Consider the following 21,011-nt stretch of genomic DNA (forward strand, 5'->3'; position numbering starts at 1 on the left):
AGGTCAAGTCGCCGCAGCGATTTTTCAGGCCGCCGCGAAGCGCTTCGCATCGTGCTGGATGCGCGCCACCATCGCCCGGACGCCGTTGGAGCGCTTCGAGGTGACGTGTGCGCCGAAATCGAGCCGGCGAAAGATATCGAGTCCGTCGGTGGTCGCAGCATCCTGGGGCGACTTGCCGTCATAGAGCGAGACCATCAGGGCGACGAAGCCGCGGACGATGCTGGAATCGCTGTCGCCGCGCAGCGATAGACGCGGCTCGGGAGCGGCCGGATCGAGGGCGACGTCGAGCCAGACCTGGCTTTCGCAGCCATGCACCCGGTTCTCCTCGGTCTGCTTGGCTTCGGGCAGGGCATCCATCTCGCGGCCGAGTTCGATGATGTAGCCGTAGCGGTGTTCCCAATCCTCGATCAGTTCGAAGTTCTCGATGATGTCGTCGATGGGGGGCAGCATGGGACGGGTGGACTCGTCGAACGGGATCGGATCGTGCCGATATAGGCTCATGCCGCACGCGAAGCGACCGGACGCGGCTGCGCCGGATCAGCCGGGTCCGTGCGCCCGCGCCTCGGGCAATTGCAGATCGAGGGGGCTGGCGCGGGTGGCGTCGCCGCTCACCGCGATCTCGGCCTGGGCCGCGTAGGCCGCGATCAGACGCGGTCCGAGCTTCGGCACCCCGGGCCGCCCGGCGGCGGCGGCCTCGCCGGAGCCGGAGACGATCGACAGACGCACGGGCTCGCCGACGCCGGCGACGATCTCGATGCCGATGCCGCAGCTCACCGATTCCGCGGTGGCATCGAGGCATTCGGCTACGACCTCGGCCACGATCATGCCGAGGGCATTCGCCGTGCGCGGCTCGACGAGGCTGGTGCCCGAACCGCCGACGGTGACGCCGATGCGGCCGGCCCGGCGCAACTGGCCGAGGCCCGAGGCGAGGCGATGCAGGTAGTCGCGCAGGTCGATCGAGGCGATGTGCGGCGCCTCGTGCAGGTGCTGTTGAACGAGCGCGATGGCGCGCACGCGCTGGCCAAGGGCATCGAAGCTGCCGCGACAGGGCTCGGGCGCGGCCCGGCCATAGAGGCCGATCAGGCTCACCATCACCTGAAGGTTGTTGCGGACCCGATGATAGATCTCGGCGAGCAACGTCTCCTTCTCGACGAGGGCGGCCTCGGCGTGATCCTCGGCGTTCTTGCGGTCGGTGATGTCGAAGCAGGAGCCGAGATAGCCGGTGAAGACGCCGTCTTCCACGAGCGGCCGAGCCGTATCGAGCAGCCAGCGATAGGCACCGTCGTTTCGGCGCAGGCGGAACTCGACCGTGAAGGGCTCGCGGGCATGGAAGGCTTCGGCAACGATCTTGGCGTGGCGCTCGAAATCGTCCGGGTGCAGCCCACGACGCCAGCCTTCGCCGAGTTCTTCCTCGAGCGGGCGCCCGGTAAATTGCAGCCAGCATTCGTTGTGATGAAGCGCCCGACCCTCATGGTCCGAGCGCCACATCATCAGGGGCACGTAATCGGCGAACCGCCGGAAATCGTCGCAGACGGCACGCGGGGCCGCCTCCGGTCTCGTGCCTGTCGATGGTGTGTCCGAAACCATTCCGCCGTTCGATCTCAAAGGATTGCCCGGCCCGCCTTGTTCGCATCGGACTCGCGGCGGTCAACGTGCCTCTCGGGGGGGCGTTCCGACTGAAAATGCGATGCTATGTAATATTGTAGACACGACACTGGACAACCCGACGCCCGGGAGCCGGGCAGCGGCGATCCGCACCGGCCGATCCAGTGGCCCGCTCAGCGGATTTCCTCGTGCCAGGTGCGGCCGTCGCGTTCGATCAGGGCGATGGCGGCAGTCGGCCCCCAGCTCCCGGCGGCGTAAGGGCGCGGCGGCTCGGGGCGGTCTGCCCAGGCCTTGAGCAGCCTGTCGGCCCATTCCCAGGCCGCCTCGACCTCGTCGCGGCGCATGAACAGGGTCGCGTTTCCGCGTACCACGTCCATCAGCAGCCGCTCGTAGGAATCCGGATAACGCTGCTTGAAAGTCTCTTCGAAGGAGATGTCGAGGTTGGTCGGGCGCAGCCGCATGCCGCCGGGACCCGGATCCTTCGTCATCACTTCGAGCTTCATGCCCTCCTCGGGCTGCAGCCGGATGACGAGCCGGTTCGGCTCGCGCCCGAACGCCTCGTCGGGGAAGATTGAGAAGGGCGAGGCGCGGAACTGCACCACGATCTCCGAATGTTTGCTCGGCAGGCGCTTGCCCGTGCGCAGGTAGAACGGCACGCCGGCCCAGCGGGCCGAGCGCACCTCGAGCTTCAGAGCGACGAAGGTCTCGGTGCGGCTGGTGGCATCGGTGCCGAGGTCGGTCTGGTAGCTCGGGACGCTCTTCCCCGCTACGACGCCCGCTGCGTATTGGCCGCGCACGGTGACCGCCTGCACGTCGGCCGGGGTGATGGGTTTCAGGGCGCGCAGCACCTTCAGCTTCTCGTCGCGCACCGAATTAGCGTCGAGGGAGAGCGGGCTCTCCATCGCCGTGAGGCAGAGCAACTGCAGGATGTGGTTCTGCACCATGTCGCGCAGGGCGCCGGAGGTGTCGTAATAGCCGCCGCGCCCCTCGACGCCAACGGTCTCGCCCACGGTGATCTGGACGTGGTCGATCACGTCCGCGTTCCAGAGCCGTTCGAAGATCGTGTTGGCGAAGCGGAGCGCCAGCAGGTTCTGCACCGTCTCCTTGCCGAGATAGTGGTCGATCCGGAAGATCTGGCTCTCGGGGAAGACCGCGCCGACGCCGTCGTTGATGGCCTGGGCGGATTTCAGGTCCTTGCCGATCGGCTTCTCGAGCACGACGCGGGTCTTCTCGCCGACGAGCCCGCAGCGTTCGATGTTCCGGCAGATGGCGCCGTAGAGGTCGGGCGAGGTGGCGAGGTAGAATGGCCGGATCTGGTCCGGCCGCTCGTCGAGCAGCGCCTTCAGCTCGTCCCAGCCGTCGCTGCCGAGGGCGTCGACCGCCACGTACTGAACGTGGTCGACGAAGCTCGTGAGCGAGGCCTCGTCGAGGTGATGCGACGGGATGAATTCCCGCAGGGCCTCGCGGGCGCGATCACGGAACGCCTCGGTCGACAACTCCGTGCGCGAGGCGCCGATGATGCGGCTGCTGCCGGGAATCTGGCCATCGCGAAACCGGTAGTAGAGCGCCGGGAGGAGCTTGCGCCGTGTCAGATCGCCGGTGGCGCCGAACACCACGTAGTCGAAGGAGGCGACGGGAATGATGGTGGCCAAAGGCTAAGCTCCCGGGGGCTTGCGGCGTCGCGGCGATCCGGAAGGCTTCGGGCCGCGATGCGCGACCCTAGCCTCCGGGCCATGGCCTCCGCAACGTTCGTGCCCCATCCGCGTCCCGCCGGCCTCGGAGGGAAAAGCGGGCGGCAGCGGGCCGGGAAGGACGCCTGACTGGTGTAAAACCCTGACCCGCTGGACGTTCGGCGCCGCAAGCGGCACCGGAGCGACGCTGGCCTTGTAGACCGCCCGCCGCCGGGAGACACCCCGGATCGCTACGGATGGCCGTCACGGGCCCTCGCGTGCCGATCCGCACCCGGACGCGCGGCGGATGAGGGGAATGGTAACCATCCACGCGCATCGTCGCCGCACGACCCAATCGAGGCCGGCGATGTTGTTGCGTCATCACACCTACAACCGTGCGACGGCGCTCGCGCCGATGACGGTGCTTCTGCTGATGGGCGTCGCCGTCGCCGAGCCCGTGCCGGACACGCGGCCGGCGCCCGCGCCGCTGCCGCTCTCGGTGCAGCCCTCCACGCAGGAGCAGGCGCCGCCCGCCCCGCCGCAGGCCGCCCAGAGCGTCCCGGCTCCCGTCATCAAGAAAACGCGAGAACTGCCGGCGACGGTCTACGCCAAGGTCTCGGAAGACCCAACGCCGACGCTGGCGCCCGCGACCTTCCTGGCCACCATGCGCATGGCCGAGCACTACAAGGCGCTGGCCGAGGCCGGCGGCTGGAGCCCCGTCCCGGCCGGCACCAGCCTGAAGCCGGGCGACCGCAACCCGGCCGTCGCGGCGCTTCGCGGCCATCTCGTCATGACCGGCGACCTCGCGGCGAACGCCACGCATTCCGACCTCTACGACGAGCCGTTGGTCAACGCGGTCAAAGCCTTCCAGGCCCGCCACGGCCTGCCGGAATCGGGCCTGGTGCAGCGGCTCACCGTCGCCGCGCTGAACGTCCCGGCCAGCGTGCGGCAGCGCCAGCTCGCGGCCTCGGCCGAGCGGCTGATCGGCTCGAAATTTCCGTTCGGCGAGCGCTACGTCGTCGTGAACATCCCGTCCGCCACCGTCGAAGCGGTGGAGAACGGTGGGGTGGCGCGCCGCTACGTCGCCGTCGTCGGCAAGCCCGACAAGGCGACGCCCTCGGTCGAGACCCGAGTCACCGACGTCAACCTCAACCCGACCTGGACCCTGCCCGTCTCGGTGATCAAGAACGAGATCATCCCGACGATGCGCAAGAACCCGGGGTATCTCGCCAAGAACCACATCCGCATGCTCGGCCCCGGCGGCGTCGAGGTCGATTCCACGACCTTCGACTGGAGCGGCGAGAAGGCGGTCAACTACATGCTGCGGCAGGATTCCGGCTTCGACAACTCGCTCGGCCAGGTCCGCATCGACATGCCGAACAAGTATGCCGTCTACATGCACGACACGCCGTCGAAGTCGCTTTTCGCCGGCAACGTCCGCTTCCACTCGCACGGCTGCGTACGCGTCGGGCAGGTCAAGGAATTCGCGGCCTGGCTGCTGCAGGGCACCGAAGGGCCGAACGGCGCCGGCTCGACCTGGGGCCCGATCGAGATCGAGAGCGGCATCGCCACCGGCGAGAAGCGCGACATCAAGCTCGTGAAGCCGGTGCCGGTCACCTTCGTCTATCTCACCGGCTACGCCACCCCCGACGGCCGCGCGCATTTTCGCGACGACATCTACGGCCTCGACACGCCCGGAACGCCGGCCCCGTCGGCCGCCACCGACGTCGTGACCACCGGCTCGATCACGCCGCGCCCGGTCATCAAGCCGGCCCGAGCCGGACAGGCCGTGCCGACGACCGCCGACCTCGTGCCGGCGGCGCCCCCCGTGACGCGCGCCAAGCCGCCCGCTCCGGCACCGAAGCCGGAAGCGGCTCGCCGGACTCCGAGCGAGCGGCCGCCCGCGCGCGAACGCGAGTTTCTACCGCCGGGGCTCGTCGGCCCGCGGGGTTGAGGACGTCGAGGGTTCGGGTCTTCGGAACGTCCTGAGACGGTCCGCCGCCACGATCGAAACCGCCACGCTTGCGTTTGGCGCGGCGAGATTCCACGTGTCTCGCCGTTGCCCGCGGCCGACGGCCGCTTCCACACGCCACGTGCGAGAGCCTGCCGCCAGAGCCGGCCCGGCGCGGCGTCGCCCAAGGACGAACCCCTTTCATGACGATGCTGTCCCGCTTTCTGCGCCCAAGCGCGCTCGCCCTGTCGCTCATGCTGCCCGGCGCCGCGCTGGCGCAGGAGACCAGCGCCACGCCGTCGGCGCCGTCTGCCGCCGCGCCGGCTGCGAAACTCTCGCCCGACACCGTGGTCGCCAAGGTCAACGGCAACCCGATCACCCAGGGCGATCTCAACATCGCCGGCGAAGACCCGGCCCTGTCGCTGCCCGGCGTCGACGAGGCCGGCAAGAAGGGCCTGCTCGTCGATTACATGATCGATCTGCGCGTCGGCGCACAGGCGGCCGACGCGGCAAAGGTCGGCGACTCGCCGGAGTTCAAGCGCAAGCTCGCCTACTTCCGGGACAAGCTCCTGCTCGACGACTACCTCGAGCAGGAGGCCAAGAAGGCGGTGACGCCGGACGCGGCCAAGGCGCTCTACGACCAGACCGTCAAGGCGATGAAGCCGGAGGAGGAAGTGCACGCCCGGCACATCCTCGTCGACAACGAGGCCGACGCCAAGAAGATCGCCGCGCGCGTGAAGGGCGGCGAGGACTTCGCCAAAATCGCCGGAGAAACCTCGAAGGATCCCGGCTCGAAGGCCGAGGGTGGCGATCTCGGCTGGTTCACCAAGGAGCGCATGGTCGCCCCCTTCGCCGAGGCCGCCTTCAAGATGAGCCCGGGCCAAGTCTCAGACCCGATCAAGACCCAATTCGGCTGGCACGTGATCAAGCTCGAGGAGAAGCGTACCAAGCCGGTGCCGAGCTTCGACGAGATGAAGGAGCAGGTCGACCAGTACCTGACCCGCAAGGCCCAGCAGGACGTCATCCTGAAGCTGCGCGAGGCGGCGAAGGTCGAGCGCACGGACGCGGCACCGACCGCGCCGCCTCCCGTGGTGCCGCCGGCGGACGCTTCGAAGAACTGATCGAAGGGACGACCGGATCGCCTACCCGCAGGCGATCTGGTCGCAACGCCGCATCGCCGCGATCATGCGGGCGAGCGCCTTCGGGCCGGGATGGCCCAGAAGCCCGATATTGCCGAGGACGTAGGAGGGCGTGGCGGTCAGGCCGAGATTGGCCGCGACGTGCATCTGGGCGGTCAGCGCCTGCCGGATCTCCTCGCTGTCGCCGATGGTCTCCAGCTCGGCGCGGGACACGCCGGCTTTGGCGGCGATGTCGAGGGCCTTGAGGCCGTCGATCTTGCCCGGCGTGCCGAGCAGTTGCCCGTAGACCTTGAAGGCCGCTGCCGAGCCGAGCTTGCGCTGCACGCCGAGCGCAACCTTGGCGGCCTGGGCCGACATCGGCGAGAGGATCGGGTTGTTGACGAGGCCGATCCGCAGCGACGGGTCGCTCGCGGCGAGCGCCGAGATGTCTGCGGCGGCCTGCCGGCAATACGGGCAGTTGTAGTCGAAGAACTCGTAGAGCACGACCTCGGCGTCGCGCGGGCCGATATAGGTGATGCCCTTCAGCTCGGCGATCTGGCCTGTGATCTCGCCCGGCAGGCGCATGTTGGCGATCGGCCGGCCGTCGTCGTTGTCGACCTTGAAGGTCTGGCCGTAGCTCTGGGCCAGCGCCGGTCCGGCAAGGGCGACAGCGGCTGAGGCGGCGAGGAAGCGGCGGCGGTCGAGGCTCATGGACGGTCCTGTGAGCCGAGACGATGGCTGAAGTTCGGCCTTTTGTCCGTGGACTTCCCCCGTGACCGGCTGAAGTCGTCCGCCGCATCAGCGGCGGCGCGCAGTCGCGCTTGCCAGCGGCCGGCCGCCGGGAGAGCCGCATCTCCTGATCAGTGGTGCCAGGCCGCCGGTGCCGACTGTCGATCAGGCCGCCCGAGGCTCACGGCTCTGCCGCCACCAGACCCAGGCGCAGAGCAGCGCGACGGGGATGCCGATCACCGAGGTGCCGACGAAGAACCAGGCGAAGCCGAGCGCCTTGACCGCGACGCCCGAGGTCATCGCCAGCAGGTTGCCCGGCAGGGCCACGAGCGAGGTCATCAGCGCGAACTGGCTCGCCGCATGGAGGTCCGAGGTCAGCGTCGACATGTAGGTGATCAGCACGATCGAGGCGAAGGCATAGGCGAAGGACTCGATCCCGACCGCGACCACGAAGGTCCAGTAGGCGCCGCCGTCGTGGTCGCCGTAGAGCGCGAGATAGGCCAGCGCGAGGTGCGCGGCGGAGCCGAACACCGTGCCGAACAGCAGCGTCGGCATGATGCCGATACGCGGGATCATCCAGCCGCCGAGGAAGGTCGCGCCGATGGCGAGCCAGAAACCGTAGACCTTCACCACCGTCGCGATGTCGGCATCCGAATAGTGCAGTGTCACGAAGAGAGGGTTCGCCATCGCGGTCGAGACGTAACCGGGCATGCGGAAGCCCGCGATCAGGATCAGGATCGGCAGCGCCATCGGCCCGAGCCGGTGGAGCAGGTCCTTGATCGGCGCCCAGATCGTCGCTGCGAAATTCATCGGCGCGCGGGCGGCATCCTCGTCGACCGCCGGCTCGGGCGCGAGCCACGCCGCGATCACGCTCGGCAGCATCAGCGCCGCCATCACGAGATAGGCGGCCTTCCAGCCATGTTCGCCCGCGACGATGAGCGCGCCCGCGCCGGCCACCAGCGAGCCGACGCGCCAGCCGATCTCCGACCAGGACGACATCAGCGGTAGCTCCGCCTTCGACACCACGGCGATCCGCCATCCGTCGACGGTGATGTCCTGCGTCGCCCCGGCGACGCCGAGCGCCAGGGAGAACGCGATCGTCCAGCCGAGCCAGTTTTCGGGATTGCCGAACGCGATCCCCGCCAACGCCCCCGCGACGCCGATCTGCGACAGCAGGATCCAGCCCCGCCGCCGCCCGAGCCAGGCGCCCAGCAGGGGCGCGTCGTAACGCTCCAGGAACGGCGCCCACAGGAACTTGAGCTTGTAGGGAAAGGTCAACCCGAACAGCCAGCCGATCGTCTCGATCGGCACCCCGGCCCGCGTCAGCCAGACCGATTGCGTCGCGTAGATCAGCGGGAAGGCCATCCCCGAGCCGACCCCGAGAAACAGGCCCGCTGCGATCCGGCGATCCCGGAACAGCGGTGCCAGGAAGGACGTGCGCCGAGGTGCGGCTTCGATCGCGGGAGCCTGCATGCCGGTTCGGGCCTCGCATCCATTCGAGCGAGCTCTTGGATGAGGGTTCGACGCTACGGTCAAGCCCCACAGATCGGTCGCCGAGAGCGAGCTTCGTCATTCCGGGGCGCCGAAGGCGAACCCGGAATCCATGTCGGGGCTCAACGCCTCGATTCACCGACGCATCACGGGTGGATTCCGGGTTCCGCTGCGCGGCCCCGGAATGACGGGCAGAGGGAATACCGCAACCTCGTCGGCGCGCGCCCTCACACCTGCTCCAGCGTCGTCGCGGCCGTATCGATCGCCGCCGCGACGGCATTGATCTGGGCCTCGTCGAGCGGGCCGCGCGACAGGCGCAGGCGGAGCGCCAGCTTCAGATTCTCCATGGCCCGCACGATCTGCGGGGCTGGGCCGCCGCCGTGCCGGCGGCCGGATTCGTCCATGCGTTCCATCAGCGCCTCGAGCGTCGGGCGGTGGGCGTCGAGATAGGCGCGGCCCTCGTCGGTGATGGTGTGCAGCTTCTTGGCGCCGTCCCCGTCGCTGACGGTCACGTGGCCGAGGTCCTGCAGCATGGTGAGGGTCGGATAGATCGTGCCCGGGCTCGGGCTGTAGGCGCCGCCGACGCGCTCCTCGATCGCCTTGATGATCTCGTAGCCGTAGCAGGGTTTTTCCGCGATCAGGTTGAGGACGACGAGGCGCAGGTCGCCATGGCCGAAGAAGCGGCCGGGACCGCCGTGCCGGCCGGGACCGCGGTGACGGGGCGGGCCGCCGAAGGGTCGGTCGTCGTCGCGCTCGTGGCGGGCGAAGTACCAATCCTGACGGGGGTCTTGGAAGCGGGGATGCATGATGGATTCCGATCGTGTTTCGATATGTCGATTATTTAGATATATCGAAACACGATCGGAACGCAAGAGGCTGCGGCTGTGACCGCGTTCGGCCGCGTTTCGACACGAAAAACCCGGCTCGCGTGTTGCGAGCCGGGTTCGGGATCGGCCAACCGTTGGGAGCTTCAGGCCGCTTGCGAGGTCTCGGAGCGCTCCTTGGCGAGCTTGGTCACACCGACCTGATCGACCTTGCCGCTGCCGAGCATCGGCAGCTTGTCGAGGATCACCACCTCGGCCGGAACGCCGAGTTCGGGCGCGCCCTTCGACTTGGCGAAGGCTTGGTAGGCCGGCCGCGTCGCACCCTTGGCCTCGGTGAACAGGATCAGCCGCTCGCCCTTGCGGGCATCGGGCACCGCGGCGACGGCGCTCGGGGCTTCGGGCCAGAGTTCGGCGGCGAGGGTCTCGACGGTGGCGAGCGAGATCATCTCGCCGGCGATCTTGGCGAAGCGCTTGGCCCGGCCCTTGATCGCGACGAAGCCCTCCGCGTCGATCGCGACGATGTCGCCGGTGTCGTGCCAGCCACCAGGGGGCGGTTCGAGCACGCCGGGTTTCTCGGCGCGATAGTAACCGAGCATGACGTTCGGCCCCTTCACCGATAGCCGGCCGCCCTCTTCGATGCCGGGCACGCTTTCCAGGCGATGCTCGATGCCGGGCAGGAGGCGGCCGACGGTGCCGAAGCGGTTGAACATCGGCGTGTTGAGCGCCACCACCGGCCCGCATTCGGAGACGCCGTAGCCCTCCAGGATGCGCAGCCCAAACTTCTCCGACCAGGTCTTGCGGGTCGAATCCTTCACCTTCTCGGCGCCGGCCACGACGTAGCGCAGCGAGCGCAGGTCGTAGGGGTGGGCGGCCTTGGCGTAGCCGGTGAGGAAGGTGTCGGTGCCGAACAGGAAGGTGGCGTTCGAGCCGTAGATGAGCTCGGGCACGATCCGGTAGTGCAGCGGCGACGGGTAGAGGTAGACCGGCACGCCGGAGACCAGCGGCAGCACCAGCCCCGCCGTCAGCCCGAAGGCGTGGAAGACCGGCAGCACGTTGAAGACTTTGTCGCGGCGGCCGAAATCGATCCGGGCGGCCGCCTGGGCGGTGTTCGCCAGCATGTTGCGGTGGGCCAGCACCACGCCCTTCGGCGTTCCCTCGGAGCCGGAGGTGAAGAGGATCGCGACCGGGTCGGAGCCCGTGCGCTTCACCAGCGGCTTGCGGGGGGCGACGAGGCCCCTGAGCTTGTCGCCGGTGGAGACCGTGGCGCGCACGTCCTCGAGGTAGACGAGCTTCACCTTGCCTTCGAGGCCCTCGATCAGGCTGCCCAGCCGGCCCTTCTCGATGAAGGCGCGGGATGTGACGATGGTGTCGACCTGCGCCGCCTTGCAGGCCGAGAGCACGCTGGCCGGGCCGGCGGAGAAGTTGATCATCGCCGGCACGCGGCCGGCGCTGGCCAGCGCGAAGAACGTCACCGCGGCGCCGTTGGCATTCGGCAGCATCAGGCCGACGGTGCCGCCCTCGGGGGCCAGCGGCATCAGCTTGCGGCCGAGGATGTTGGCGCCCATCACGAGGCGCGCATAGGTCATCGTGCCGGTGACGGGGTCTTCCAGCGCCGTGCGGTGCCAGCCGTGGCGGTCGCCCGCCTCGATCAGGGCCGCCATCACCGAGCGGTCGATGTCGGTCGTCTCGAACATCAGGTCCGACATGATGTCGTAGAGGGCGGCGCCGGCAGCGCGGCGGCGGTTCTTGCCCTTGAGTTCCGGATCGACCGCCAGCTTCACCGGCTCCATGATCGTCACGGTGATCTTCGGCCACCAGCGGCGGCGCACCTGCTCGCGGGAGAGGCGCGAGAAGACGGTCTGCTCCGGGCCGTCGATCTTCACCGGCACGACCATCGCACCGGACTTGTCGGCGATCAGGCCGGCGCCGTCATAGACCTTCATCAGGCTGCCGGTGACCGTCAGACGGCCTTCGGGAAAGATGATCAGCGTCTCGCCGTTCTTCACGGCGTTGATCAGGGTGCGGGTGGCGAGCGGCCGCGTCGGGTCGAGCGGCATCGCCTTGGTGATCTTCAGGAACGGCTTCACCCACCAGCGCTGCGCGATGCCGTGATCGATGGCGAAGACCGGCTCCTGGTCGAGCAGCGACAGGGCCAGCGGCGCATCGAGGAACGAGACGTGGTTGAGGGCGATGATCGCGTTCGGGCCGGCCTTCTCGACGTTCTCCAGGCCCTTCACCTCCAGGCGGTAGAAGGCGCGAAAGAAGATCGAGAGGAAGTCGCGGAACGGGCTCGTGGGCATGATCTTGAAGACGATTACGCCGACGACGAGGTTCAGCACCGCGATCAGGGCGAAGAGCTGCCCCATCGACAGGCCGGCCGCCTGGAGCGCGGCCAGCGCCAGGGTGCCGCCGACCATGAAGGCCGCGGTGATCACGTTGACGGCGCCGATGACCCGGGCGCGCTTCTCCTTCGGCGTCCAGGCCTGCACGGCGGCGAAGGACGGCACGATGTAGAGGCCGCCGGCGATGGCGAGGCCGGCGAAGTCGATCAGCAGGCGCAGGCCGGTCGGGTCGCCGAGGAAGGCGAGCGCGCCGATCGGTTCGCCGATTGCGGGTACGGCGTGGGAGACCGTCCAGGCGAGGTCGAGGCCGAATGCGCCCATCAGGAGCGCGCCGACCGGCGTCGGCAGCAGCACGATGCGCCCGCTCGCCAGCCACGAGGCCAGGGCCGAGCCCACCGCGATGCCGATCGAGAACACGGCGAGCAGGGTCGTGGCGACGATCTCGGTGCCGTTGAGCGTCTGGCGCACCAGCACCGGCAGCAGCGAGAGTACCACCACGCCGACGAGCCAGAACCAGCTGACGATGATCGAGCCGCGCCAGAGCCGCGTGTCGGACCACAGGTCGCGCAGCAGCTCGATCGTGGAGCGGGCGATGTTGGCGTCGATCTTGAGGGTCGGATCGCCCTCGCCGGTGCGCGGGATCTGGCGCGCCGCGATCCAGCACAGCACCGCGAACGTCATCAGGCCGGCACCGAGCGCCAGGGCATGGCCGCCCATCGCCATGGCGAGGCCGGCGGTGATGGTGCCGAGCAGGATCGCCAGGAAGGTCGCGGCCTCGACTAGCGCGTTGCCGGCAGTGAGTTCCTCCCGCTTCAGGTGGTCGGGCAGGATGCCGTATTTGATCGGGCCGAACAGGGCCGCGATGATGCCGAAGGTGCCGAGCGAGGCGAACAGCAGCGGCACCGATTGCAGCCAGAACCCGAGCACGGAGAGCAGCGCCGCGAAGATCTCCGCGAACTTCAGGCGCTTGGCCAGGACCGCCTTGTCGTAGCGGTCGGCGAGCTGGCCGCCGAGGCCGGAGAGGACGAAGAACGGGCCGATGAAGACCGCGCTCGCCAGCGTCACCAGAATACCGCCATGGCCCGGATCGGTACCGGTCTCGCCGACCTTGAACAGGATCAGCAACGCCAGCGCGTTCTTGAGGAAGTTGTCGTTGAAGGCCGAGAAGAACTGGCACCAGAAAAGCGGCGCGAACCGCCGTGTCGTCATCAGGGAAGCGAACATGGACCTCTCTCCCGGCTAGCCCATGACTGCCCGGCGAGACCTTGGGCGTCAAATCCAGCCTGTCCGACCATCCCCGTGATCGGGCCATCGGATAGTTTGCACGGTGTTCAAAATACGCGGTTCGTCGCGGTCGGCAACTTGATTTTGCACGCCGTGCAATCTACCTCGCCCGGTGCGTGCGTGACCGCACGCGGTTCGGCCGTCAGGCAGGATGCGCCGGCAGGTCCTAAGGTTCTGTTGTTTCGCGGTTCTTCCGTACCGGGAGCGACAAGGAGACGGTATGGCGCAGGGCAAGCGGGCGGCGGGGCCGCGGGGCGAGCACGACCGCGAAGGTTTTATCGAGATGGTCGCACGGGCGGCCGAGAGCCTCGTGCGCAACGAGGGCTTTCGTGGGCTCGGGATGCGGCGGCTCGCGGCCGCGATCGGCTACGCCCCGAACTCGATCTACAACGCGGTCGGCGACCTCGATCAGGTGATCCTGCGGGTCAACGCCCGCACGCTCCGCCGCCTCTCGGCCATGTTGCAGGGCGCGACCGACCCGGCCCTGTCGCCCAGAGACAACGCGCTGGCGCTGGCCGACGCCTACCTCGTCTTCGTCGCCGCCGATCCCCGGGTCTGGAGCCTGGTCTTCGAGCATGTCGCCGCCCCCGAAGTACCCTTCCCCGACTGGTACGCCGAGGCCCTGGCCGACGCGACCGGCCTCGTCGACACGGTGCTGCAGCCGCTCCTGCCCGACCCCATCGAGCGCCGGCAGGCCGTCGCTACCCTCTGGGCCGGCCTGCACGGCATCGCCTCGCTCTCGACCTCGAACAAGCTCGCGGTGCTGGTGCCCGATTCGCCGCGGGTGCTGGCGCGAATGCTGGTGGGGCGGTTCTTGGGGGAGGGTTCGGGCGCAGCGTGACGCGAGAGGCGGCGTTCGGCGGCCCCGCGCCCGGCAACCACCCTCGTCCTCATTCCAAGGTGCTGCCCAAGGTGCTGCGCAGCAGCCTCGAAGGACCGTTGAGCGCCGACCCAGCCCGTTGGAGATGCGCGGATAGGATCAGGGGTGCTTCAAGGCCTCCGCTTCGCTGCGGCGCCTCGGCATGAGGGTCGGGAGGATCACACCGCCTCGACCGCCTGCAACTGCCGATACGCGCGCCCATGCGCGCAATAGCCCTCGACGATCTGCGCCATCATCGCACGCTTAGCCGTGTCGAGGGGCGCGAGAATGCGGGCGGGGCGGCCGCCCCAGAGGTGGCCGCTGTCGAGGAGCTGGCCCGGATCGGTGGTGGCGCCCCCGGCAAGAAGCACGTCGTCGGCGACGACCGTGCCCGGAGCGATCACGCAGCCGATGCCGATGAGGCTGCGGGCACCGATCCGGCAATCGGCCATGCGCACGTTGTGGGCGATCGTGGTGTCCCGCCCGAGCACCACGCCCTCGCCGCGGGTCCGGATCACCGTGTTGTCCTGGATGTTGGTGTCGGCCCCGACCACGATCGGCCCGACCGCCGCTTCGAGCGCGCAGGAGAACAGCACGCTCGACCCGGCGCCGAGCATGATCCGGCCCGACAGCCGGGCCGTGCGGGCGACGAACACCGTCTCGTCGGTCTCCGGCGCGTCGCCCTCCATCGGCGCGGGCGTCGTCGCCGCAGCCTCGCGCAGGCGTTCGGCGCGCTCGGCGAGTTCTTCCTGCGTGATCGGGCGCTGACGCTTCGCCGGGCTGCCGGCATAGACGTGGCCGGCCTCCAGCTTGGAGCGCGGAAACACCGTGGCCCCTGCCTCGATCAGCACGCCGTCCCCGACGACCGAGCCGTCGAGCACGATCGCATCGTCCTCGATCACCACGTCCGAGCCGACGGTGCAGGCATGGACCACGGCGTTGCGGCCCACCGTCACCCGGTCGCCGACGACGGTCGCCAGCGTGTCTGTGGCGATGTGGACCGTCGAGCGGGTTCCGAGCCAGAAGCGGTCGCCGATGGTGACGGTCTGGCCGTCGGCGCGGATCACGCTGTCGTCGCCGAGCCAGGACTGCGCCCCGATCGCCGCCGTGCCGATCACCGTGCTGCCCGTGCCGCACCAGACCGGACGGGCGGAGAAGACCGGCAGCACGCCGTCATGGGGAAGGATCAGGTCGGGAGTCACGCGGGCGTCCTTCAGGTGGGGGCCGGGCGCATGGCGCTGCAGGCCGCGCGAGGACATATAGGCGCATGGCCGGGAGCGGTATCCCGGAGTCGGATTTCGAGGACAGCATGAGCCGCGTCAGCATCCGGCCGGAGCCTTTCGACGTCGCTGCCGAACTCGCGGCGGTCGAGGCCTCGACGAACGGCCGCGCCGGCGCCGTCGTCAGTTTCACGGGACTGTGCCGGGACGAGGAGGGCCGGCTCGCGGCGCTCGAGCTCGAGCATTATCCCGGCATGGCCGAGGCCGAGATCACGCGCGTGGTCGCGGAGGCCGAGGCGCGCTGGCCGATCCAGGGCGTCCGGGTCATCCACCGCCACGGCCTGATCCGGCCCGGCGAGGGCATCGTCCTCGTCGTCACCGCCTCCGCGCACCGCCGGGCGGCCTTCGAGGCGGCGAGCTTCCTGATGGACTACCTCAAGGCGCGCGCCCCGTTCTGGAAGCGCGAGCACCTCGCCGACGGCAGCACCGGCGGCTGGGTCGAGGCGACCGAACACGATGCCAGGGCAGCAGAGAGTTGGGGGCGCGAGGCCTCGCAGGGATGATGGACGCCGCCGCGATTTGCGTCCATGCCCCCTAGTCGCTGGCGTGACCGGCGGAAAACGTACGTAGAAACATGGCGATCCAGGAATTCGGCGCGAAGACGGGCGACACGCCTGCCGACGGCCAGGTCGGCCCCTGGCGCGGGACACGCCCCCTGGTCGGCTCCGGCATCACCGTGGTGGCTTTCGTGGTGGTGCTGGCGCTCTGCTGGCTCGCCTCGGCGACGCTGCTGCTGATCTTCGCCGGCGTCCTGCTCGGCGTCTTCCTCGATGGGCTCACGCGCGGCCTCAAGTACGTCCTGCCGATCCCGCGCGCCCTGCGGCTGCTGATCGCGACCCTCGCGGTCGCCGGGTTCCTCGTCGGCATGAGTGCGGTCGGCGGGGCCACCATCGCGCAGCAGGGGCGCGAGCTCGGCCAGACCATCCAGAACCAGTCGGGCACGATCCGCGACTGGCTCAAGGATCACGGCGTCAGCCTCGACAAGCTCGAGGCCCTGCAGGGGACGGGCGAGGCCGGGCAACCGAAGCCCAAGGGCGACGATGAGCCGAAGGGCGGCCTCGGCAGCTTCGCCTCCGGTGCGCTCAAGAGCCCCGGCTCGCTGCTATCGGATGCCAGCAGCTTTCTCGGACCGGCGGCGGCCGTCCTGCTCGAACTGTTCAACGCCCTCGGCAACGGCCTCGTGATCGTCTTCCTCGGCGTCTCGGTAGCGGCCGATCCCGGCAGCTATCGCAACGGCGTCGTCCGCTTCCTGCCGCCGCACCGGCGCGAACGCGGCGGGCAGGTGCTCGACGGCATGGGCGAGACCCTGCGGCACTGGCTGTTCGGCCAGCTCATCACCATGACGGTGATCTTCCTCTGCACCTGGGGCGGACTCGCCTTCCTCGGCATCGGCGGCTCGCTGATCCTCGGCCTGCAGGCGGGGCTGCTGGCCTTCATCCCCACCGTCGGCCCGCTCCTGGCCGGGGTGGTCATCCTGCTCGCGAGCCTGGCGTCGGGCATCAACGCACTGCTCGGCGCGCTCGGCGTCTATCTCGCGGTCCAGACCCTGGAGAGCTACGGACTCACCCCGTTCATCCAGAAGCGGGCGCTGGACATCCCGCCCGCCACGATCTTTGCGGGACAGCTCCTGCTCGGCGTGCTGTTCGGCCTCTGGGGCATCGCGCTCGCGCTGCCGCTGATGGCGGTGATTAAGGTGCTGCTGGAGCAGCTCTACATCGAAGAGACCCTGGGCGAGCCGGCGGAGGTTTGAGACGGCCTCGGACTGCTTCCATGTGAAGCGCGTCAGGTCGAGCGCATCCCCTCGCCCCGCTTGCGGGGAGAGGGCCGTGCCCCTTGCCGGGGCACGGCGAGGCGGCAGCCGAAGGTGAGGGGGCGGCATCGGAAGAGGCTCAGACTCGCCCCCCCTTACCTCCGCTTCGGCTTCGCCTCCGCTTGCCACGGACCCGACACGGGATCCGTGGCCCTCATCCCCGCGTGCGGGGCGAGGGCGGGCGCCAGCTCACACCGCCTTCTGCAGCGGCACCACGTTGTGCAGCGTCTTGTCGGCCGTATCGAAGAACCGGCGGACGTTGCGGGCGGCCTGACGGATGCGCTGCTCGTTCTCGACCAGGGCAATGCGGACGTAGTCGTCGCCGTGCTCGCCGAAGCCGATGCCGGGAGCGACCGCGACATCCGACTTCTCCAGGAGCAGCTTCGAGAATTCCAGGCTGCCGAGCGGCTTGTACTTCTCCGGGATCGGCACCCAGGCGAACATCGAGGCCTGCGGCGGCGGGATGACCCAGCCGGCCTTGCCGAAGGATTCCACCAGCGCGTCGCGGCGCTTCCTGTAGGTCGCGCGCATCTCCCTGATGCAGTCGTCGGGTCCGTTCAGCGCGGCGGTGGCCGCGACCTGGATCGGCGTGAAGGCGCCGTAATCGAGGTAGGACTTCACCCGCGTCAGCGCGGCGAGCAGCCGCTCGTTGCCGACCGCAAAGCCCATGCGCCAACCCGCCATCGAATAGGTCTTCGAGAGCGAGGTGAACTCCACCGTCACGTCGATCGCGCCGGGAACCTGCAGCACCGAGGGCGGCGGTGCCTTGTCGTCGAAATAGACCTCGGCATAGGCGAGATCGGAGAGCAGGATGATCTCGTGCCTCTTCGCGAAGGCGACGAGGTCCGTGTAGAAATCGAGGCTCGCGACATAGGCCGTCGGGTTCGACGGGTAGCAGACCACCAGAGCCACGGGCTTCGGAATCGAATGCAGCATCGCGCGTTCGAGGATCGGGAACATCGCGGGCGTCGGCTCGGCCGGCACGGAGCGGATCACGCCGCCCGCCATCAGGAAGCCGAAGGCGTGGATCGGGTAGCTCGGGTTCGGCACGATCACCACGTCGCCGGGCGCGGTGATCGCCTGCGCCATGTTGGCGAAGCCCTCCTTGGAGCCGAGCGTCGCCACGACCTGCGTGTCGGGGTTCAGGCTCACGCCGAAGCGGCGCTGGTAATAGCCGGCCTGGGCACGGCGCAGACCGGCGATGCCCTTGGAGGCCGAGTAGCGGTCGGTGCGCGGGCGCCCGGCCGTCTCGCAGAGCTTGGCGATGACGTGCCTCGGGGCGTCGAGGTCGGGGTTGCCCATGCCGAGATCGATGATGTCGGCGCCGTTGGCGCGAGCCTGCGCCTTGATCCGGTTGACCTGCTCGAAGACGTAGGGGGGCAGGCGCTTGATGCGGTGAAAATCGGTCATGGCGTTCTTGGCGTCCGGGGCGCCTGCAGGCTCCGAGGGGAGCCCGCCTGTCGCGAGCAGCGGTGAATCGCGTCTCATATCATCGACGTTCGCCCGCGCCGACTCCGAAAGCCTGCAAAGGCCGCTTTTCGGATGTCGCGTGTGGCGCGGGGGCCGCGATGCTATTCGGCGGGCAATTCGGCCGGCTTGAGGCCCTTGGCGATGCCCTTGCCCGCGCCCTCGGCCGTCTTGCCGCGGGCCTCGTTGCGGGTGCGCGCGCCTTCGAGATCGGCCTCGAGGCTCTTCTGGGCCTCGGACGAGCGGGCGCGGATCGCGCGCTTCGGCTCGTCCTTGCCGACCGGCATGTAGGTGCCGCCGGGGCGGCGAGAGGTCTCGACGAAATCCGGCGCATCGACCTTCTTCGGCCCGTAGCCGGCTCCGACGAAGGCCTCCTTCATCGGATTCACGTCGCCGGAGCAGCCGGCGCTGCCCAGCACGGAGAGCGTCACGGCGAAAAGTCCGAAAAATCTAGGCGAAAGCATGGGGTTCGCGATCTGGACATTGTCCGGGGGACTGGCGACATGATCGGGTGAAGCGCTAATTTGTCCGAAACGAGGCCCATCGCCGCTCGGGTGTCCGAGAGGCGGGAGAGAGCCGATCAGGGAGGATGCTACGCGTGTCGGACGTTCCGAAGCCGGTCCAACCGGATCTGGAGGCGATCTCCCGCAATGCCACGGCGCTCGCCGAGAGTTTCGGGCGCATGTCCGCGACCTATCTCACGCCGATGGAGGGCAAGGCGAACGGGCGCGGCAACGCCAACCCCTCCGACGAGATGAGCGACATCACCCGCACCCTCGGCAAGGTCGCCGAGACCTGGATGAGCGACCCGCAGAGGGCGATGGCGGCGCAGGCCAAGCTCTCCGAGGCCTTCATGTCCCTGTGGGGCTCGACCTGGAGCCGGATGCAGGGTGAGGCGCCGACACCCGCCATCGCCGCCGATCCGAAGGACAAGCGCTTCGCCGATCCGGAATGGACGACGAACCCGGTCTTCGACTTCATCAAGCAGAGCTATCTCATCACGGCGCGCTGGGCCGAGGACCTCGTCGAGAACGCCGAGGGCATCGACACGCATACCCGCCACAAGGCCGAGTTCTACCTGCGCCAGATCCTGGCAGCCTACTCGCCCTCGAACTTCGTGATGACGAACCCCGAGCTCCTGCGGCACACGCTGGCGGAGAACGGCGAGAACCTCGTACGCGGGCTGAAGATGCTCGCCGAGGACATCGAGGCCGGGGGCGGCGAGCTTCGCGTGCGCCAGACCGACGTGACCGCGTTCAAGTTCGGCGAGGACGTCGCGGTGACGCCGGGCGAGGTCGTCTACCGCAACGACCTGATGGAGCTGATCCAGTACGCGCCGAAGACCGAGACGGTCCTCAAGCGCCCGTTCCTGATCGTCCCGCCTTGGATCAACAAGTTCTACATCCTTGATCTCAACCCCGCCAAAAGCCTGATCGGCTGGATGGTCTCGCAGGGGCTCACGGTCTTCGTGATCTCCTGGGTCAACCCGGACGAGCGACACCGCGACAAGGACTTCGAGTCCTACATGCGCGAGGGCATCGAGACCGCGATCGACCAGATCGGCATCGCCACCGGCGAGACCGAGGTCTCGGCCGCCGGCTATTGCGTCGGCGGCACGCTGCTCGCTGTGACGATGGCGGCCCAGGCCGCCACCGGTAACACCCGGATCAAGAGCACGACCTTCCTGACGACGCAGGTCGACTTCACCCATGCCGGCGACCTCAAGGTCTTCGCCGACGAGGAGCAGATCAAGGTCATCGAGGAGCGCATGAAGGAGCGCGGCTACCTCGACGGCTCGCGCATGGCGAGCGCCTTCAACATGCTGCGACCGAGCGACCTGATCTGGAGCTACGTGGTCAACAACTACGTGAAGGGGAAGGCGCCGCTGCCCTTCGACCTGCTCTACTGGAACGCCGATTCCACGCGCATGCCCGAGGCGAACCACTCGTTCTACCTGCGCAACTGCTACCTCAACAACACGCTCGCCCAGGGCAAGATGGTGCTCGGCAACATCAAGCTCGACCTGAAGAAGGTGAAGGTGCCGATCTTCAACCTCGCGACCCGCGAAGATCACATCGCCCCCGCACTCTCGGTATTCGAGGGGTCGGGCAAGTTCGGCGGCAAGGTCGACTATGTGCTCGCAGGCTCGGGACACATCGCCGGCGTGGTCAACCCGCCGGGCAAGAAGGCGAAATACGGCTTCCGCACCGGCGGACCGGCGAAGGGCAAGTTCGAGGATTGGGTGCAGGCTGCGACCGAGCACGAGGGCTCGTGGTGGCCCTACTGGTTCAAGTGGCTGGAGGATCAGGCGCCCGAGCGCGTCCCCGCCCGCATCCCGGGCGAGGGCGCCCTGCCCTCCCTCGGCCCGGCGCCCGGAACCTATGTTCGGATGAAGTGCTGAGAGGGGTCCGCCTCGGAGCCGATCATCCGAGGCGCGCTCCGATGACGAACCGCTAGCCTCGTCGGCGAGAAGCGTTCGCAGCCGTCGGTTGGGCTTCTGGCGCGGCGAAAGCGTTCCGCTCGGCTTCAGGAGCTCATCGCGACCCACGCCCTAGTCATGTGCGTCAGCGCACATGTTCAG

16 protein-coding genes are annotated in these 21,011 nt (G+C 68.7%); 6 read left to right on the top strand and 10 right to left on the bottom strand.

Going from position 1 to position 21,011, the window contains the following annotated elements; translation table 11 throughout:
- Nucleotides 1–24 precede the first annotated feature (24 nt).
- The 3 genes from MHA02_RS18170 to zwf all read right to left on the bottom strand — a co-directional run bounded on the left by MHA02_RS18170 (nucleotide 25) and on the right by zwf (nucleotide 3,257).
- On the bottom strand, nucleotides 25–450 hold the full coding sequence (locus tag MHA02_RS18170; protein ID WP_147081324.1) for a SufE family protein: 426 nt from the start codon (nucleotides 448–450) through the stop codon (nucleotides 25–27).
- An 87-nt stretch (nucleotides 451–537) separates the two neighbouring features.
- Nucleotides 538–1,587, bottom strand: coding sequence for a sensor histidine kinase (locus MHA02_RS18175; RefSeq protein WP_147081326.1), 1,050 nt, complete (start codon nucleotides 1,585–1,587; stop codon nucleotides 538–540).
- A 191-nt stretch (nucleotides 1,588–1,778) separates the two neighbouring features.
- Complete coding sequence (gene zwf, locus MHA02_RS18180) at nucleotides 1,779–3,257, bottom strand: glucose-6-phosphate dehydrogenase (protein ID WP_147081328.1); 1,479 nt, start codon at nucleotides 3,255–3,257, stop codon at nucleotides 1,779–1,781.
- A 433-nt stretch (nucleotides 3,258–3,690) separates the two neighbouring features.
- On the opposite strand from zwf, the gene MHA02_RS18185 reads away from it, so the two are divergent.
- Both MHA02_RS18185 and MHA02_RS18190 read left to right on the top strand, forming a co-directional pair.
- Nucleotides 3,691–5,229, top strand: coding sequence for a L,D-transpeptidase family protein (locus MHA02_RS18185; RefSeq protein WP_373318409.1), 1,539 nt, complete (start codon nucleotides 3,691–3,693; stop codon nucleotides 5,227–5,229).
- A 200-nt stretch (nucleotides 5,230–5,429) separates the two neighbouring features.
- Nucleotides 5,430–6,347 (top strand): peptidylprolyl isomerase, encoded by a 918-nt coding sequence (locus MHA02_RS18190; protein WP_147081332.1) that lies wholly within the window; start codon nucleotides 5,430–5,432, stop codon nucleotides 6,345–6,347.
- 21 nt (nucleotides 6,348–6,368) lie between these two features.
- Here MHA02_RS18190 and MHA02_RS18195 read toward each other — a convergent pair whose 3' ends face one another.
- The 4 genes from MHA02_RS18195 to MHA02_RS18210 all read right to left on the bottom strand — a co-directional run bounded on the left by MHA02_RS18195 (nucleotide 6,369) and on the right by MHA02_RS18210 (nucleotide 12,954).
- On the bottom strand, nucleotides 6,369–7,055 hold the full coding sequence (locus MHA02_RS18195) for a DsbA family protein (RefSeq protein ID WP_147081334.1): 687 nt from the start codon (nucleotides 7,053–7,055) through the stop codon (nucleotides 6,369–6,371).
- 183 nt (nucleotides 7,056–7,238) lie between these two features.
- Nucleotides 7,239–8,546, bottom strand: a complete 1,308-nt coding sequence (locus tag MHA02_RS18200) for an AmpG family muropeptide MFS transporter (protein ID WP_147081336.1) — start codon at nucleotides 8,544–8,546, stop codon at nucleotides 7,239–7,241.
- A 245-nt stretch (nucleotides 8,547–8,791) separates the two neighbouring features.
- Nucleotides 8,792–9,370: a PadR family transcriptional regulator gene (locus tag MHA02_RS18205; protein WP_147081338.1), complete on the bottom strand. Its 579-nt coding sequence runs from the start codon at nucleotides 9,368–9,370 to the stop codon at nucleotides 8,792–8,794.
- A 164-nt stretch (nucleotides 9,371–9,534) separates the two neighbouring features.
- Nucleotides 9,535–12,954, bottom strand: a complete 3,420-nt coding sequence (locus MHA02_RS18210; protein WP_147081340.1) for an acyl-[ACP]--phospholipid O-acyltransferase — start codon at nucleotides 12,952–12,954, stop codon at nucleotides 9,535–9,537.
- A gap of 280 nt (nucleotides 12,955–13,234) precedes the next feature.
- On the opposite strand from MHA02_RS18210, the gene MHA02_RS18215 reads away from it, so the two are divergent.
- Nucleotides 13,235–13,855 (top strand): TetR/AcrR family transcriptional regulator, encoded by a 621-nt coding sequence (locus MHA02_RS18215; protein ID WP_147081342.1) that lies wholly within the window; start codon nucleotides 13,235–13,237, stop codon nucleotides 13,853–13,855.
- A 197-nt stretch (nucleotides 13,856–14,052) separates the two neighbouring features.
- On the opposite strand, the gene MHA02_RS18220 is transcribed toward MHA02_RS18215, so the two are convergent.
- On the bottom strand, nucleotides 14,053–15,075 hold the full coding sequence (locus MHA02_RS18220; protein ID WP_147081403.1) for a gamma carbonic anhydrase family protein: 1,023 nt from the start codon (nucleotides 15,073–15,075) through the stop codon (nucleotides 14,053–14,055).
- Nucleotides 15,076–15,182: 107 nt separating this feature from the next.
- Here MHA02_RS18220 and MHA02_RS18225 point away from each other — a divergent pair, with 107 nt between their 5' ends.
- Nucleotides 15,183–15,656, top strand: coding sequence for a molybdenum cofactor biosynthesis protein MoaE (locus MHA02_RS18225; RefSeq protein WP_147081405.1), 474 nt, complete (start codon nucleotides 15,183–15,185; stop codon nucleotides 15,654–15,656).
- Nucleotides 15,657–15,727: 71 nt separating this feature from the next.
- Complete coding sequence (locus tag MHA02_RS18230; RefSeq protein ID WP_147081344.1) at nucleotides 15,728–16,903, top strand: AI-2E family transporter; 1,176 nt, start codon at nucleotides 15,728–15,730, stop codon at nucleotides 16,901–16,903.
- 249 nt (nucleotides 16,904–17,152) lie between these two features.
- Here MHA02_RS18230 and MHA02_RS18235 read toward each other — a convergent pair whose 3' ends face one another.
- Entirely contained in the window at nucleotides 17,153–18,373 is a 1,221-nt protein-coding gene (locus MHA02_RS18235) for an LL-diaminopimelate aminotransferase (RefSeq protein ID WP_147081407.1), read from the bottom strand.
- A 161-nt stretch (nucleotides 18,374–18,534) separates the two neighbouring features.
- The gene (locus tag MHA02_RS18240) at nucleotides 18,535–18,861 is read right to left on the bottom strand and encodes a hypothetical protein (protein ID WP_238180489.1); all 327 of its coding nucleotides are present in this window, start codon (nucleotides 18,859–18,861) and stop codon (nucleotides 18,535–18,537) included.
- Between the two features lie 158 nt (nucleotides 18,862–19,019).
- On the opposite strand from MHA02_RS18240, the gene MHA02_RS18245 reads away from it, so the two are divergent.
- Complete coding sequence (locus tag MHA02_RS18245; RefSeq protein WP_147081348.1) at nucleotides 19,020–20,831, top strand: PHA/PHB synthase family protein; 1,812 nt, start codon at nucleotides 19,020–19,022, stop codon at nucleotides 20,829–20,831.
- The last annotated feature ends 180 nt before the right edge of the window (nucleotides 20,832–21,011 follow it).

The sequence above is a fragment of the Methylobacterium haplocladii genome, from assembly GCF_007992175.1.
Lineage (GTDB): Bacteria > Pseudomonadota > Alphaproteobacteria > Rhizobiales > Beijerinckiaceae > Methylobacterium > Methylobacterium haplocladii.